The sequence below is a fragment of the Antarcticirhabdus aurantiaca genome, assembly GCF_009765365.1.
Lineage (GTDB): Bacteria > Pseudomonadota > Alphaproteobacteria > Rhizobiales > Rhizobiaceae > Antarcticirhabdus > Antarcticirhabdus aurantiaca.
In genome coordinates, this window is the sequence record NZ_VTOM01000006.1 from 226831 (window position 1) to 240229 (window position 13399).

Genomic DNA, 13399 nt, shown 5'->3' on the forward strand with positions numbered 1-13399 from the left:
GCTCACCCCGCGCGGCGGGCCGAGATCGCGGCGAAGAGCAGCGCGATCCCCGACGACAGGAACGAGATGCCGATAAACAGGCCGAGCGCCCAGACCGCCGTGCCCGGCAGGCCGAGGATCAGGAACACGGCGAGCGCGACGTCGATGATCCCGGAGATCACCAGCCACCAGTTCCGCCCGCCCGGCGCCGCGCCGGAGAACGAGAAGTTGAGGAAGCCGGACAGCATGAAGTAGGCCGCCATCGCCCAGGTCAGCGTCACCGCGCCGGCGGCCGGGTTGTAGAGGATGACGCCGCCGAGAATCAGGGCGAGAACCGAGAGCGCCAGCCGCGACAGGAAGCCGGGCGACTGGCGCGAGGCGAAGGCCGCGACGATGCCGGCGATGCCGACGAAGACCAGGAGCCAGCCGAAGAACAGCGTGGAGGCGAGCGTCGCGGCGAAGGGCGCGAGGATGGCGAGGGCGCCGGCGACGATCATCAGGATGCCGTGGAAGACATAGCCCTTCCAATGGTCCCGCAGTTCCCGCTGCAGCGTCGCCGACGCGGCCGGCCCGCTTGCACCCGGCACTCGGCCGGGGTTCGAAGTACCCTGTTCCAGCGTCATGACCCGTGGTCCTTCTCGTTGGGGATCGAGAAAAACAACCAGCGGTCGAGCCCGTTCCGGGCTGAATGATCAGCCGGCGCGCCGAAGCGCGATGGCGATGTCGACGAGCGATTCGACGAGCTTCTCCAGGGCGTCGCGGTCGTTCGGGCGGGACAGCCGGCCTTCGGCATCGAAGGCCTCGCCCGCCTGGACGATCGAGCATTGGCGCGCGATCACTTCGGAGCCGAGCGAGACGAGGATGTCGCGCAGGTGCGACAGGCTCCGCGCGCCGCCGAAGCGGCCGGGCGAGGCGGAGGCGAGGCCCACCACGAGGCCGCGGAAGGGCAGCACCGGACGGTTGTCGAGGCGGCGCACCCGGCTCGCCCAGTCGAGGGCGTTCTTCAGGAGGGGCGGAACGGACGCGTTGTATTCGGGGCTGACGAGAAGCGCCGCGTCGCTCGCCGTCAATTGACCCGCGAGCTTGAGCGCCGCGTCCGGCAGGCCGGAGGCGGCCTCCACGTCGCCGTCATAGATCGGCAGGGGGTAGTCGGCGAGGTCGAGCCGGACGACCTCCACCGCTTGGCTCGCGGCGAGAAGCCCGACCGCCTCGTCCGCCAGGCGCCGGTTGAGCGAGCCGGTGCGGTTCGAACCGGCGAGGACGAGGATGCGCGTCAATGGCCGGCCGCCGGGCCGGTCGGCGTGTAGATCCAGACGCGCGCCGGCGGAATGTTGGCCCAGACGAGCGGCGAGGACGAAGGCTCGAAGAGCCCCGGCACCGCCTTCACCGGCGCTGTCGGCGCGTAGGAGAGCTGGGTGATGTTGCCGCCCGGCCGCAGGCGCCGGACATAGGACGAGAACAGCGCCTGCCGCTCGGCCTGCTTCATCTGGAGGATGGGGATCGCGAAGAGGATCGCGGCGAAGCGCGTCTCCCCGCCGTCCTTGAGCGTGGCGTCGAGGTCGAAGCCGTCGCCCCAGACGACGTTGACGCGGGGAAAGCGGGTCTTCAGCGTTTCGGCGAAGGTCGGATCGTACTCGATCGAGGTGATCCGCGCGGGGTCGACGCCGGCCTCCAGCAGCGCCCGCGTCACGACGCCGAGGCCGGGGCCGAGCTCCAGGATCGGGCCGTCGACGCCGATGCTGGCGTGGCGCACCATCATGGCGCAGTAGGCGCGGCTCGACGAGGCGACGGCGCCCATCTTCTTCGGATCGCGCGCCCAGGTGGCCAGGAAGCGCAGCCAGTCCGCGGCTCCCTTGGTGTCGGCGCCCGATCGGTTCTGCGGCTCGGCCATGGATGTTCCGCTCCGTGACGGCTTCGAAGGCATGAAAGGACGGGACCCCGCGTCAGGCGCCGGGACGCTCGTAGACGATGACGCGGGCCGGCGGCAGGTTGAGCTTGATCCAGGGGCTCAGCCGGACCTCGGCCGCCAAGCGCGCCGGCTTCACCGGCAGCGTCAGCGCGTAGGAGAACTGGACAAAGGGGCGGCCCGCGGGAACCGCGTCGAGCGCCGCGCCGATCAGCGCCTCGCGCTGGGTGTCGGGCCGGGTGAAGAGCGGCAGGCTGGACACCACGGCCTCGATGCGCCGGCCGCCGACGAGGGCGTCGAGCGCCTCGCCATGGGCGTAGGCATCGCCCTCGACGATGCGGGCGGCGGGAAAGCGCTCGGACAGGAGGCGGCAGAAGTCGGGGGAGTATTCGACGCAGACCAGCCGGCTCTCCGGCACGCCGCGCTCGATCAGGCACTGCGTGACGACGCCGGTGCCGGGGCCGAGCTCGACCACGCAGGATTGGTCGTCGAAGGTCGCGGGGTCGGGCACGAAACCCGCCATGGTGCGGCCGAGAAGGCGCGAGGAGGGGGTGACGGCGCCCATCGTCAGGGGCGAGCGCAGCCAGCGGCCGAAGAAGCGAGCCTCGTCGAAGACGCGCTCGCGGGCCTCGACCAGGGCCTCGCGCCGCCTGCGGGCGGGTTGCTGGCGCGCCACCGATTGCCGCATCGAATCGTCTCCTCCCACCTCGTGGCAGCGACATAGCCGCCTCGATCGTGTCGCGCGACCCTAAAGTTGCCGACGACCCGTTCGAAGCGACTTAAGCGCTCCTAGCCGATCCGCAAGTCGGATCGATGACGAGGAGGCATCACGTCTCGCCGAGGCCCTCGAAGAACTCCTTCATGCGGGCGAAGAAGCCGTTGGACTGCGGGGAGTTCTCGGTCGAGGAGATCTGGTCGAACTCCTCCAGGAGCTCGCGCTGGCGCCGCGACAGGTTCTGCGGCGTCTCGATCGTGACCTGGATGAAGAGGTCGCCGGTCTGGGGCGAGCGCAGGACCGGCATGCCCTTGGCCTTGACGCGGAACTGCTTGCCGGTCTGCGTGCCTTCGGGGATGCGCACCCGCGTCGTGTTGCCGTCGAGGGTCGAAACGTCGATGTGGCCGCCGAGCGCGGCCTTGGTCATGGAGATCGGCACCTTGCAGAACAGGTCCGACCCGTCGCGCTGGAAGAACTCGTGCGGCTTCACCGACAGGAAGATGTAGAGGTCGCCCGCCGGCCCGCCGCGAAGACCCGCCTCCCCCTCGCCCGCGAGGCGGATGCGCGTGCCGTCCTCGATGCCGGCCGGAATGTTGACGGAGAGCGCGCGCTCCTCGGGCAGGCGCCCTTCGCCCGCGCACTTCTTGCACGGGTCGGCGATCATCTCGCCGCGTCCCGCGCAGGTCGGGCAGGTGCGCTCGATGGAGAAGAAGCCTTGCGCGGCGCGAACGCGCCCGACGCCGCCGCAGGTCGGACAGGCCTTGGGCGCAGTGCCGGGCTTGGCGCCGGTCCCCGAGCAAACGTCGCACTGGATGGTGGTGGGAACGGAGATCTCGGCGGTCTTGCCGGCGAAGGCCTCTTCGAGGCTGATCTCCATGTTGTAGCGAAGGTCCGAGCCGCGCTCGCGGCCCGATCCGCCGGCGCGCCCGCGCCGCCCCCCGCCGCCGCCCATCATCTCGCCGAAGATGTCGTCGAAGATGTCGGCCATGGAGGAGGCGAAGTCGCCGCGGAAGCCGCCGGCGCCGGGGCCGCCGCCGTTCTGGAAGGCGGCGTGGCCGAAGCGGTCGTAGGCGGCGCGCTTCTGCGGGTCCTTGAGGACCTCGTAGGCCTCGCCGAGCTCCTTGAACTTGTGCTCGGCTTCGGCGTTACCCGGATTGCGGTCGGGATGATATTGCATGGCGAGCTTGCGGAAGGCGCTCTTCAAGCCCTTCTCGTCGACCTCGCGGGAGACGCCGAGCATCTCGTAGTAATCGGCCTTCATCCAGAACTTTCCAGCGCTCAAGCGAAACAACAGCTCGCAAAAAGAAGCGCGGCGCCGGTCAAGGGCGCCGTCGCGGCGAGCCGTCCGGCATGTAGGAACGGTGCACGGCGGTTACCATAGAGCGGCGATCCTGGCAAAGTTCGGCGGGTCTCCCCGATCGCCCTCGCCGCCCCGCCTCAGGCCGGAACGCAGGCCGGCATCGGCCGCGGGCGCGCAGGCCCCGCAACCAGACGGGCAAGGCGCGGCTCGACGAAGCGTTCGGACAGGAGCGCCACCACGATCGTCGCCGCCATCGGCACGGCGAGATAGGCGTAGAAGAGAAGCAGGCTCGGCTCGGGCGGCGACAGCACCCGCTTCCAGAGCAGCGACAGGAACAGCGTCTCCATCACGGGATGAAGGAGATAGATGCTGAAGGCGAGGCGGCTGACCGGGGCGAGCGGGGCGAGGATGCGCGTGGAGTCCGGGCGGGCGCTCTCGGCGCAGGCGGTGAACAGCATCGCCGCGGCGAAGAGGGCGATGGTGAGATAGGGGCTCGCCTGGAGGAGCATGGTGGCGACTGCGAGGCCGAGCGCCAGGAAGCCTGGACGATGGGAGAGCGGCCGGCCGGCCGCCGCGGCGAGCCTGCGCTCGACGAGCACCGCGACGATCGCGCCGAGAACGAAGTCTGCGAAGGCGCGCCAGGCCCCGAAGGTGTCGGCCTTCAGCCAGTGCTCCCGCGGAAAGAAGCCGGCGGCCGAGGCGGCTTCCAGCCCCGCCACCCAGACCGCGAGGAGGAGGACGAGGCCGCCAAGGCCGCCACGGCGGAGGGCGAAGACGACGAGCGGAAACAGCGCGTAGCAGAAGATCTCGGCGCTGACCGACCAGGACACGTAGTTGAAGGTCAGCGCGCTCGTCGTGCCGAGGGCGTGCAGGGCCAGGATGTTGGCGGGCAGCGCCGAAAGATCCCAGCGCTCCGGCTCGGCGCTCGCCACGAGGCCGCTCGCGAAGACGAGGCCCATGACGGCGAAGAAGCCGAGCGTCAGGAGGTGGAGCGGATAGACCCGCGCGATGCGCCGGCGCATGAAGCCGACGAAGTCCGCCGGGCTCGACAGGCGCCGGGCGTAGCGGGCGGCGATAAAGAAACCCGACATCATGAAGAACATGTCGAGGAGCGGCAGTAGGCGGTAGAGAAAGGCGATGCCGGGCGTCTCGTGCGCCATCGGGCCGGCATAGAGGAAGTGGTAGGTCATGATCAGCAGGGCTGCCGTCAGGCGCCACGCGTCGAAGATCCGAAAATGCATCGCGCCCCTGCCCCGCAACCGACCGTCGGGACCAGTATAGGCCCGCGGGCCGGCGCAAGGCGTTAACGCCCCGATCATTCCTTAAGAAAGGGTAAACCGCCGCCCGGCATGCCAGAACGCGAAAGGGCCCGACCGCCTCGCGGCGGCCGGGCCCTTCATGCTTGAAACGCGCTTCGTCGGATCAGGCCGACTTCTTGCGGTTCTGGTCCTCGTCGACCTCCTCGAAGTCGGCATCCACCACGTCGTCGTCCTTGGCCGCCTGCTGGCGGGCGCGAGAGGCGGCGGCCGCGTCGGCCTCGCCGTCGTCCGCTCCTTGCGCGGCCTCGTACATGGCTTGGCCGAGCTTCATCGAGGTCTCGGCGACGCGGTCGGTCTTGGCCTTGATCGCGTCGGCGTCGGCATCGCTCTTCTCGAGCTCGGCCTTGAGGTCGTCGATCGCCGTGCGGATGGCGGTGCGGTCGGCCTCGGAGACCTTGTCGCCGTAGTCGGCGAGGCTCTTCTCGGCCGAATGCACGAGGCTCTCGGCATGGTTCTTCGCCTCGACGCCGGCGCGCCGCTTCTTGTCGGCCTCGGCATTGGCCTCGGCTTCCTTGATCATCTGCTCGATGTCGGCGTCAGAGAGACCACCGGAGGCCTGGATCGTGATCCGCTGCTCCTTGTTGGTGCCCTTGTCCTTGGCCGACACGTTGACGATGCCGTTGGCGTCGATGTCGAAGGTGACCTCGATCTGCGGCACGCCGCGCGGCGCGGGCGGGATGCCCTCGAGGTTGAAGCGGCCGAGGAGCTTGTTGTCCGCGGCCATCTCACGCTCGCCCTGGTAGACCTGGATGGTCACGGCGTTCTGGTTGTCCTCGGCGGTGGAGAACACCTGCCCCTTCTTCGTCGGGATCGTCGTGTTGCGGTCGATCAGGCGGGTGAACACGCCGCCCAGCGTCTCGATGCCGAGCGAGAGCGGGGTGACGTCCAGGAGCAGGACGTCCTTGACGTCGCCCTGGAGGACGCCCGCCTGGATGGCGGCGCCCATCGCAACCACCTCGTCGGGATTGACGCCCTTGTGGGGCTCCTTCCCGAAGAAGTTCTTCACGACCTCCTGCACCTTCGGCATGCGCGTCATGCCGCCGACGAGGACGACCTCGTGGATGTCGCTCTGCGAGAGGCCGGCATCCTTGAGCGCGGCCTTCATCGGGCCGACGGTGCGCTGGACGAGATCGTCGACGAGGCTCTCGAACTTCGAGCGGGTGAGCTTGAGGGTCAGGTGCTTCGGGCCGGTCTGGTCGGCCGTGATGAAGGGCAGGTTGATCTCGGTCTGCGAGGCCGAGGACAGCTCGATCTTGGCCTTCTCGGCCGCTTCCTTCAGGCGCTGAAGGGCGAGCTTGTCGTTCTTCAGGTCGATGCCCTGGTCCTTCTTGAACTCGGAGGCCAGGTAGTCGACGAGGCGCATGTCGAAGTCCTCGCCGCCGAGGAACGTGTCGCCGTTGGTCGACTTCACCTCGAAGACGCCGTCGCCGATCTCGAGCACCGACACGTCGAAGGTGCCGCCGCCCAGGTCGTAGACCGCGATCGTCTTGCCGTCGTTCTTGTCGAGGCCGTAGGCGAGCGCGGCCGCCGTCGGCTCGTTGATGATGCGCAGGACCTCGAGGCCGGCGATCTTGCCGGCGTCCTTGGTGGCCTGGCGCTGGGCGTCGTTGAAGTAGGCGGGAACCGTGATGACCGCCTGCGTGACATTCTCGCCGAGATAGGACTCGGCGGTCTCCTTCATCTTCTGAAGGATCATCGCGGAGATCTGCGAGGGCGAGTACTTGTCGCCGTGGGTCTCGACCCAGGCGTCGCCGTTGTCGCCGCGCACGATCTTGTAGGGCACGAGGCCCTTGTCCTTGGCGACGGTCGGGTCGTCGTAGCGGCGGCCGATCAGGCGCTTCACCGCGAAGAGCGTGTTTTCCGGGTTCGTCACCGCCTGGCGCTTGGCGGGCTGGCCGACGAGGCGCTCGCCGTCCTCGGTGAAGGCGACCATCGAGGGCGTGGTGCGCGCGCCCTCCGCATTCTCGATGACCTTCGCGTTCTTGCCGTCCATGACGGCGACGCAGGAATTGGTCGTGCCAAGGTCGATACCGATAACCTTCGCCATGAGCCTCATCTCCTTGTTGAGCGAACCGCCCGGACCCTCCATCGAGGCGTGCCGGTGGGCGGCTCCTTCGGATGCGTTGAATTCCTTGAGCCTTTGCCGGCACGGGCCGGCGGGGCGTCGATGGCGGCTATATATGAACCGCCCGAGGGGCACGCAAGACGAGCGCTCGCGGCTTCGTGAGGCCAATTCGACGCCGCGCAGCAACCGCCTTCCGCACCTCTGTCAAGATCTGTGCCCTGCCACCGATCGACGCGGAACCGCCGGCCCCTTCCTTTGGTTAGGAGGCGACACGAACGCGTGAGTGTTCCGCGCCCTGTACAGAGCCCGAGAGGCCCAATTCTCGCGGGACAGTCGAAGGAGGAACGACCGTGCACAGCATCATCTACCTCATAGGCCTGATCGTCGTGGTCTTGGCCGTTCTTTCGCTTCTCGGACTTCGCTGAGGCTGACATCATGACCACCGACTGGAACAAGCCGGAGGGATCCTCGGGATCGGCCTCCTTCGATCGAACCAAGGACGACGCGGCACAGGCGCGCAGCGCCGTCGACCGCGAGGCCGAAGAGGCCAAGCGCCAGGCGAGCCAGGGCTACCGCGCCGCGCGCGACGAAGCCTCGAACCTCGCCGCCAAGGCCCGCGAGGAAGCCGGAGCCCGCGCCGAGGGCGCCAAGGACTTCGCCGCCGGCAGCATCGAGGACTTCGCCGCCGCCATCAAGAAGGCCTCCGACGAGCTCGGCGGCCGCGATCAGTCGATGGCCGCCAACCTCGTCCGCCAGGCCGCGGGCGGCCTCGAGGACGTGTCGCGCTCGCTGAAGGGCCAGAGCATCGAGGACATCGCCCGCTCGGTGTCCGGCTTCGCCCGCCGCCAGCCGGCCGCCTTCCTGATCGGCGCGGCGCTGGCCGGCGTCGCCATCGGCCGCTTCGCCCGCGCTTCGAGCGAGCATCCCGACGGTTATCGCGGCGATCGCGGCTACGACCGCGACGAGCGCGATTACGGCCGCCGCGGCTACGATTATTCCGACGACCGCAACGATTATTCGCAGAACCGCGCGGGCGCACGCGCCCACGCCTCCGGCACCTCATCCTCCGGCAGCTACGGCACGCAGGGGCCCGGCACGGCCTCGACGTTGCGCAGCGGCGACACCAGCCTCGGCGGCACCGTGTCCGGCACGACGGGCGCTGCGGCGGGACTGACCGGCACGGGCAGCACGGGGGCAGGGTCGAGCACGGGTTCGGGCTCGGGTTCAAGCTTCGGCGCGCCGGGCACCGGTGCCGGCTCGGTCGGACCGGCGGCGACCGCCGGCTCAACGACGGGCGCGGGCCTCACCGGCTCGAACGCCTTCGGCTCCGGGATGAGCGGGGCGGGCGCAAGCGGCGGCGCTTCGACCACGACGGCAAGCTCCGGCACCACGCCCCCGATCAGGCATGCCGGCGGCACCGGAACGGGAGGATCGAACGATGGCCGCTGATTACCGCGACACCCAGGATTATCGCGACACCGCGGCGGCTTCAGGCGCCGCGGGCTCGGCGCCTCCCGGCGACAACGGCCTTCGGGCCGTGCCGGACCTCCTTGCCGGCCTCATCCGCGAAGCGGGCGAGCTCTTCCGCACGGAAGGCCAGCTCGTGCGCGCCGAGCTCTCGGACAAGATGCGGCAGGCCCAGGTCGGCGGCGGCTCCATCGCCGCCGGCGCCATCTGCCTCCTGGTTTCCCTCTTCGTCCTGTCGCAGGCGCTCGTGGTGGCGCTCGGCAAGTACATCGACACCGCCTGGGCGGCGCTGGCCGTCGGCGTCCTCTTCGCGGTGATCGGCGCCATTCTCCTGATGAAGGGCAAGAAGGACCTCGAACCCACCAGCCTGACGCCGGACCGCACCGTCCGCCAGCTCGGCAAGGACACCGAACTCGTGAAGGACCAGACCCGATGAGCACGGAAACCGATCGTCTCGAGCGCGAGGCAGAGTCCCGCCGCGCCAATGTCGACGCCACGCTCGACGCGCTGCGCGACCGCTTGTCGGTGAACAGCATCGTCGACGAGGTCACGACGCTGGTCCGCAACGGCAACGGCGCGGATCTCGCCCGCAATTTCGGCCGTCAGGTGCGCGACAATCCGCTCGCCCTCGGCCTCGTCGGCGCCGGTCTCGCCTGGCTCTTTGCAGGGCCGGGCGTGCGCGACGGCGCCGGAAACCTGCGTCGGTCCTACGACGACTGGCGCTACGACCGCTTCGAGGAAGCCTTTCCGCCGGACGGCCAGGGTCGTCGCGACGCGGACCACGCTTATCGCGGCAGCAGCGGCTACGGGCGCGACACGGCCCGCGGCTACGCCTCGGACTACGGCGCGGACCGCGCCCGCGACTTCTCATCGGGCCAGGCTTACGGATCGCACCGTCCGGGGACCGTCGGCTATACCGGCCCGAGCGGCGGCGAGCACGATGGTCCGGGCTTGAGCGAGCGGGCGCGCGATGCGGCAAGCTCGGCCGGAAGCCGCATCTCGGGTGCCGCCTCCTCGGCCGCGAGCGGCATTTCGGGCGCGGCCTCCTCGACGGCCGACGGCATCTCCGGCGCCGCCTCTTCGACGGCGGACGCGGTCTCGGGTGCGGCGCGCTCGGCCTATGGCAGCGCTTCGCGCTTCGGTGAGAGCGCCCGCGAGGCCGCCTGGCGGGCGGAAGAAGCGGCCGAGCGCGGCCTTCGCAGCGCCGGCGACAACCTCGCCTATGCCGGGCGCCGGGTGCGCCGCAGCTTCCTCGACACGCTGGCGGAGGAGCCGCTGGTGGTCGGCGCGGTTGCGCTCGCCATCGGCGCGGCGATCGGCGCGGCGATCCCCTCGACCCGCCGCGAGGACGAACTGTTCGGCGACGCGCGCGACCGGCTGCGCGACGAGGCCTATGCCTACGGCCGCGACGCGATGCACCGGGCCGAATCGGTCGCCGAGAAGACCTATCAGGCGGCGAGCGAAGAGGCCGAGAAGAAGGGCCTGAAACCCACCGGCGAGGGCGAGACCCTGGCCGAGAAGGTCGGCTCCGTCGCCCGCACGGCCGTGGAGACGGCGCGCTCCGAGGTCAAGAACGAGACGCAGGGCGCTCGCGGCGACCAAGGCCAAGGCCAGGACAAGGACCAGGGCCAGCAGCGCGCCGGCGGTGCGTCCTCGGCGGCGTAGGCGACCAAAGCGACGCGACAATGCAGGAAGGCCCGGCGCTTCGACGGAAGCGCCGGGCCTTCGTTTGTTCGTGAACGAGCGACGGGGAGGAGCGCGGCGCTTCTCGGCGTTCTAGCCGCCGAAGAGGCCGCGGAACAACGAGCGATCGCCGGCGCGCCCTTCCAGAACCGCGTCGGGCGGAAGCTGGCTCGGATCGATGCGCGCGGGCGGCTCGACGTAGACGTCGCCGGGCGGCATCGGGCGCCCGCCCGCTTCGTCGTAGTAGTATTCGTCCGGCGGCAGTTCGCCATATTCCGGCAGGCCCGGATCGGCGCCGTAGGGCGACAGCTCCGGATCGGCGCTCTCGCCGCGATAGGTCGGATCGTCCGGCATCGGATATTCGGTATAGGCCGGCTCGCCGCGGCTTGCCTGCTGGGGTTGGGGCTGAGGCTGCCCTGCCGGCGGCTGGATCGGCTGGCCGGAGGCGTCGAACGGGTCGATGCCGGATGCGTAAGGGTCGGCGCTCGTCGGCAGCTGGCCGCCGGCGGCCGGGTCGAGACCGACCGGGTTGCCCTGAGGATCGATGCCCTGCGGCTGGCCGGCGCTCGCCGTCAGCGGCGGGTGCTCGGCCCCGATCACGTAGTTGCCGGGCAGCGGCATGGGGCTGAGCCCCTCGTGCGCGGCCGTCATGAAGCGCGAGAAGGCCTCGGCCGGCAGCGAGCCGCCCGTCACCTTCTTCATCAGGGCGCCGTTGTCGTTGCCGAGCCAGACGCCGGCGACGAGGTTCGAGGTGTAGCCGACGAACCAGGCGTCCTTGAAGTCCTGGGTCGTGCCGCTTTTTCCCGCGGTCTGCCAGCCCTCGACCTGCGCCTTGCGGCCCGTGCCCTTGGTGACGACGCCCATCAGCATCGAGTTCATCATGCCGACGTCCTCGCTCGGCACGACGATCGGCGGCACCTCGGCGCCGCGCTCGTAGAGGACGCGGCCGTTCTCGGTGGTCACGCGGTTCACGAGGTGCGGCTTGGCGAGATAGCCGCCGTTCGCCCAAGGGGCATAGGCGCCCGTCAGCTCCATGAGGGAGACTTCGGAGGTGCCGAGCGCCAGGGACGCGTTGTCGACCATCGGCGAGGCGATGCCGAGCCGGTTGGCGGTCTGGATCACGGTCGCCGGGCCGACGTCGGCGGTGATCTTGGCGGCCACCGTGTTCAAGGACTTCGCGACCGCTTCGGCCATGGTCACCTGGCCGCGGAACTTGCCGTCGTAGTTCTGCGGCTGCCAGTTGCCGATCCGCACCGGCGTGTCGTTCATCATCGATTCCGGCCGCCAGCCGAATTCGAGCGCCGCCTCGTAGACGAAGGGCTTGAAGGCCGAGCCCGGCTGGCGCTTGGCGTCGACCGCCCGGTTGAACTGCGAGGACGCGTAGTCGCGCCCGCCGACCATCGCCCGGATGGCGCCGGTGCCGTCGATGGCGACGAGCGCGCCCTGGGAAACGTTCTGCTTGGCGCCGTCGACGGTCTGGCGGATGGCCTTCTCGGCGGCGGCGTTGAGGTCGAGGTCGAGCGTCGTTTCCACGACGACGTCCTCCTTCACCTCGCCGACGAGGGCCTTGATGTCGCGCATCACGAGGTCGGCGGCGTAGTTCTCGGCGCCCGTCCAGAAGGCCTTGGCCTGCGTCGGCTCTCGCCTGCGGGCGGCGTCGAACTGCTCGCGGGTGATGAAGCCCTCCTCGAGCATCGCCTGCAGCACGACCTCGGCGCGAGCCTGGGCCGCGGCCGGGTCGTTGGCGGGCGACAGCCGCGAGGGCGCCTTCAGGACGCCGGCGAGAAGCGCCGCCTCGCCGAGGTCGACCTCGTCCGGGCTCTTGTTGAAGTAGCGCCGGGCCGCCGCGTCCACGCCCGTCGCGCCCGAGCCGAAATAAACGCGGTTGAGGTACATCTCCAGGATCTGATCCTTGGAGAAGCGCGATTCCAGCCAGAGCGACAGGACCGCTTCCTGGATCTTGCGCTGGATGGTCTGGTCGGGATTGAGGAAGATGTTCTTGGCGAGCTGCTGGGTCAGCGTCGAGCCGCCCTGGACGGTCTCGCCCGCCGCCATGTTCTGCGAGAAGGCGCGCACGATGCCGATGGGGTCGACGCCCCAATGGTCGTAGAAGCGCCGGTCCTCGATGGCCATCACCGCCTGCGGGATGAAGGGGCTCATCTGGTCGAGCGCCACCTCCTTGCCGCCGGTGATGCCGCGATTGGCGACGAGGTCGCCGGTCACCGAGACGATCTTGACGTTGGGCGGCCGGGCCGGGATCTCCCAGGCCTCCTGCGGCAGCTTCACCGCGAACCAGCCGACGACGCAGGCGACCGCGACGCCGCCCCAGAGGCCCATGAACAGGAACAAGCGGAACACGTGGCCGAGAAAGGAGCGCCGGCGCTTGGGAGCCCGGCCGCCGCCGCCCGAGGACGAGCCGCCGCCGCCGCGCCCGCCGAACCAGCCGCGCCGGGCGCCGCCGCTCTTGGTCGCCGCGCGGGTCTTGGCCGCCTTGGGCGCGGCGCGCGTGGAACGGGACGCTGCGGCGCGGGCCATGGAATCGTCCTCGTGGTCGTCGATCCCGTCGAAGAACTCGTCGCGGCCGCGGCCGGCCCCATCTGGGCCGCCGAAGCCGGGATCGCGCGGGCTGGCACGGCGGGCGGTTGCGCGCGCCGGCCCCACCACCGCCCTGTCGTCGGTGCTGATCGAGAAGTGTCCCTCGTCGCGGTCGTTCGCCGCGCCGCCGAAGGTCGGCTCGATGCGCTCCTGGCCGTTACGTCGCGCCATTGATCCCCGTTCGCAGCATTCGCGGCGGACGGCTTCCCGCGCGCCGGCAGGTGCCGGCGGCGCGAAGCGCGAACGCCTCCGCATCCCCTCGCCGCCCACCGCCGCGCCCTTCTTTTCGGGGCAACTCCTGCCGTGGACGAAATCCGATCGGCCCACCTGTCCGCAGCTCTCCTGCAAGGGAAGCGGCGGGGCGGGCGCG

At 70.1% G+C, this 13399-nt stretch carries 11 protein-coding genes; 3 read left to right on the forward strand and 8 right to left on the reverse strand.

What is annotated here, in order from left to right; genetic code table 11:
• Positions 1-2: 2 nt before the first annotated feature.
• The 7 genes from FZN60_RS09490 to dnaK form a co-directional block, all read right to left on the reverse strand.
• A complete protein-coding gene (locus FZN60_RS09490) occupies positions 3-602 on the reverse strand; it encodes an HdeD family acid-resistance protein (RefSeq protein WP_158873231.1) in 600 nt (199 codons plus the stop codon).
• Positions 603-671: 69 nt separating this feature from the next.
• A complete protein-coding gene (locus FZN60_RS09495; RefSeq protein WP_158873232.1) occupies positions 672-1256 on the reverse strand; it encodes an NADPH-dependent FMN reductase in 585 nt (194 codons plus the stop codon).
• The gene (locus FZN60_RS09500) at positions 1253-1870 is read right to left on the reverse strand and encodes a class I SAM-dependent methyltransferase (protein WP_158873233.1); all 618 of its coding nucleotides are present in this window, start codon (positions 1868-1870) and stop codon (positions 1253-1255) included. The genes FZN60_RS09495 and FZN60_RS09500 overlap by 4 nt, the downstream gene beginning before the upstream one ends.
• A 52-nt stretch (positions 1871-1922) precedes the next feature.
• Positions 1923-2573, reverse strand: coding sequence for a class I SAM-dependent methyltransferase (locus tag FZN60_RS09505; protein WP_158873234.1), 651 nt, complete (start codon positions 2571-2573; stop codon positions 1923-1925).
• A 139-nt stretch (positions 2574-2712) separates the two neighbouring features.
• Positions 2713-3861: a molecular chaperone DnaJ gene (gene dnaJ, locus FZN60_RS09510; RefSeq protein ID WP_158873303.1), complete on the reverse strand. Its 1149-nt coding sequence runs from the start codon at positions 3859-3861 to the stop codon at positions 2713-2715.
• A gap of 176 nt (positions 3862-4037) precedes the next feature.
• Positions 4038-5141 (reverse strand): acyltransferase family protein, encoded by a 1104-nt coding sequence (locus FZN60_RS09515; RefSeq protein ID WP_158873235.1) that lies wholly within the window; start codon positions 5139-5141, stop codon positions 4038-4040.
• A 181-nt stretch (positions 5142-5322) separates the two neighbouring features.
• Entirely contained in the window at positions 5323-7266 is a 1944-nt protein-coding gene (gene dnaK / locus FZN60_RS09520) for a molecular chaperone DnaK (RefSeq protein WP_158873236.1), read from the reverse strand.
• Positions 7267-7719: 453 nt separating this feature from the next.
• Here dnaK and FZN60_RS09525 point away from each other — a divergent pair, with 453 nt between their 5' ends.
• The 3 genes from FZN60_RS09525 to FZN60_RS09535 are packed head-to-tail and all read left to right on the forward strand — an operon-like array spanning position 7720 to position 10416.
• A complete protein-coding gene (locus FZN60_RS09525) occupies positions 7720-8733 on the forward strand; it encodes a F0F1 ATP synthase subunit B (protein WP_158873237.1) in 1014 nt (337 codons plus the stop codon).
• On the forward strand, positions 8723-9187 hold the full coding sequence (locus FZN60_RS09530; protein WP_158873238.1) for a phage holin family protein: 465 nt from the start codon (positions 8723-8725) through the stop codon (positions 9185-9187). Before FZN60_RS09525 ends, FZN60_RS09530 begins: the two co-directional genes overlap by 11 nt.
• A complete protein-coding gene (locus FZN60_RS09535) occupies positions 9184-10416 on the forward strand; it encodes a DUF3618 domain-containing protein (protein ID WP_158873239.1) in 1233 nt (410 codons plus the stop codon). Before FZN60_RS09530 ends, FZN60_RS09535 begins: the two co-directional genes overlap by 4 nt.
• A gap of 111 nt (positions 10417-10527) precedes the next feature.
• Here FZN60_RS09535 and FZN60_RS09540 read toward each other — a convergent pair whose 3' ends face one another.
• Entirely contained in the window at positions 10528-13200 is a 2673-nt protein-coding gene (locus tag FZN60_RS09540) for a transglycosylase domain-containing protein (protein ID WP_158873240.1), read from the reverse strand.
• Between the last annotated feature and the right edge of the window lie 199 nt (positions 13201-13399).

Coding starts and splice junctions, on each gene's coding strand:
- FZN60_RS09490 (WP_158873231.1), bottom strand. CDS start 602: ATGACGCTGGAACAGGGTACTTCGAACCCCGGCCGAGTGCCGGGTGCA.
- FZN60_RS09500 (WP_158873233.1), bottom strand. CDS start 1,870: ATGGCCGAGCCGCAGAACCGATCGGGCGCCGACACCAAGGGAGCCGCG.
- FZN60_RS09505 (WP_158873234.1), bottom strand. CDS start 2,573: ATGCGGCAATCGGTGGCGCGCCAGCAACCCGCCCGCAGGCGGCGCGAG.
- dnaJ (WP_158873303.1), bottom strand. CDS start 3,861: ATGAAGGCCGATTACTACGAGATGCTCGGCGTCTCCCGCGAGGTCGAC.
- FZN60_RS09515 (WP_158873235.1), bottom strand. CDS start 5,141: ATGCATTTTCGGATCTTCGACGCGTGGCGCCTGACGGCAGCCCTGCTG.
- dnaK (WP_158873236.1), bottom strand. CDS start 7,266: ATGGCGAAGGTTATCGGTATCGACCTTGGCACGACCAATTCCTGCGTC.
- FZN60_RS09525 (WP_158873237.1), top strand. CDS start 7,720: ATGACCACCGACTGGAACAAGCCGGAGGGATCCTCGGGATCGGCCTCC.
- FZN60_RS09530 (WP_158873238.1), top strand. CDS start 8,723: ATGGCCGCTGATTACCGCGACACCCAGGATTATCGCGACACCGCGGCG.
- FZN60_RS09535 (WP_158873239.1), top strand. CDS start 9,184: ATGAGCACGGAAACCGATCGTCTCGAGCGCGAGGCAGAGTCCCGCCGC.
- FZN60_RS09540 (WP_158873240.1), bottom strand. CDS start 13,200: ATGGCGCGACGTAACGGCCAGGAGCGCATCGAGCCGACCTTCGGCGGC.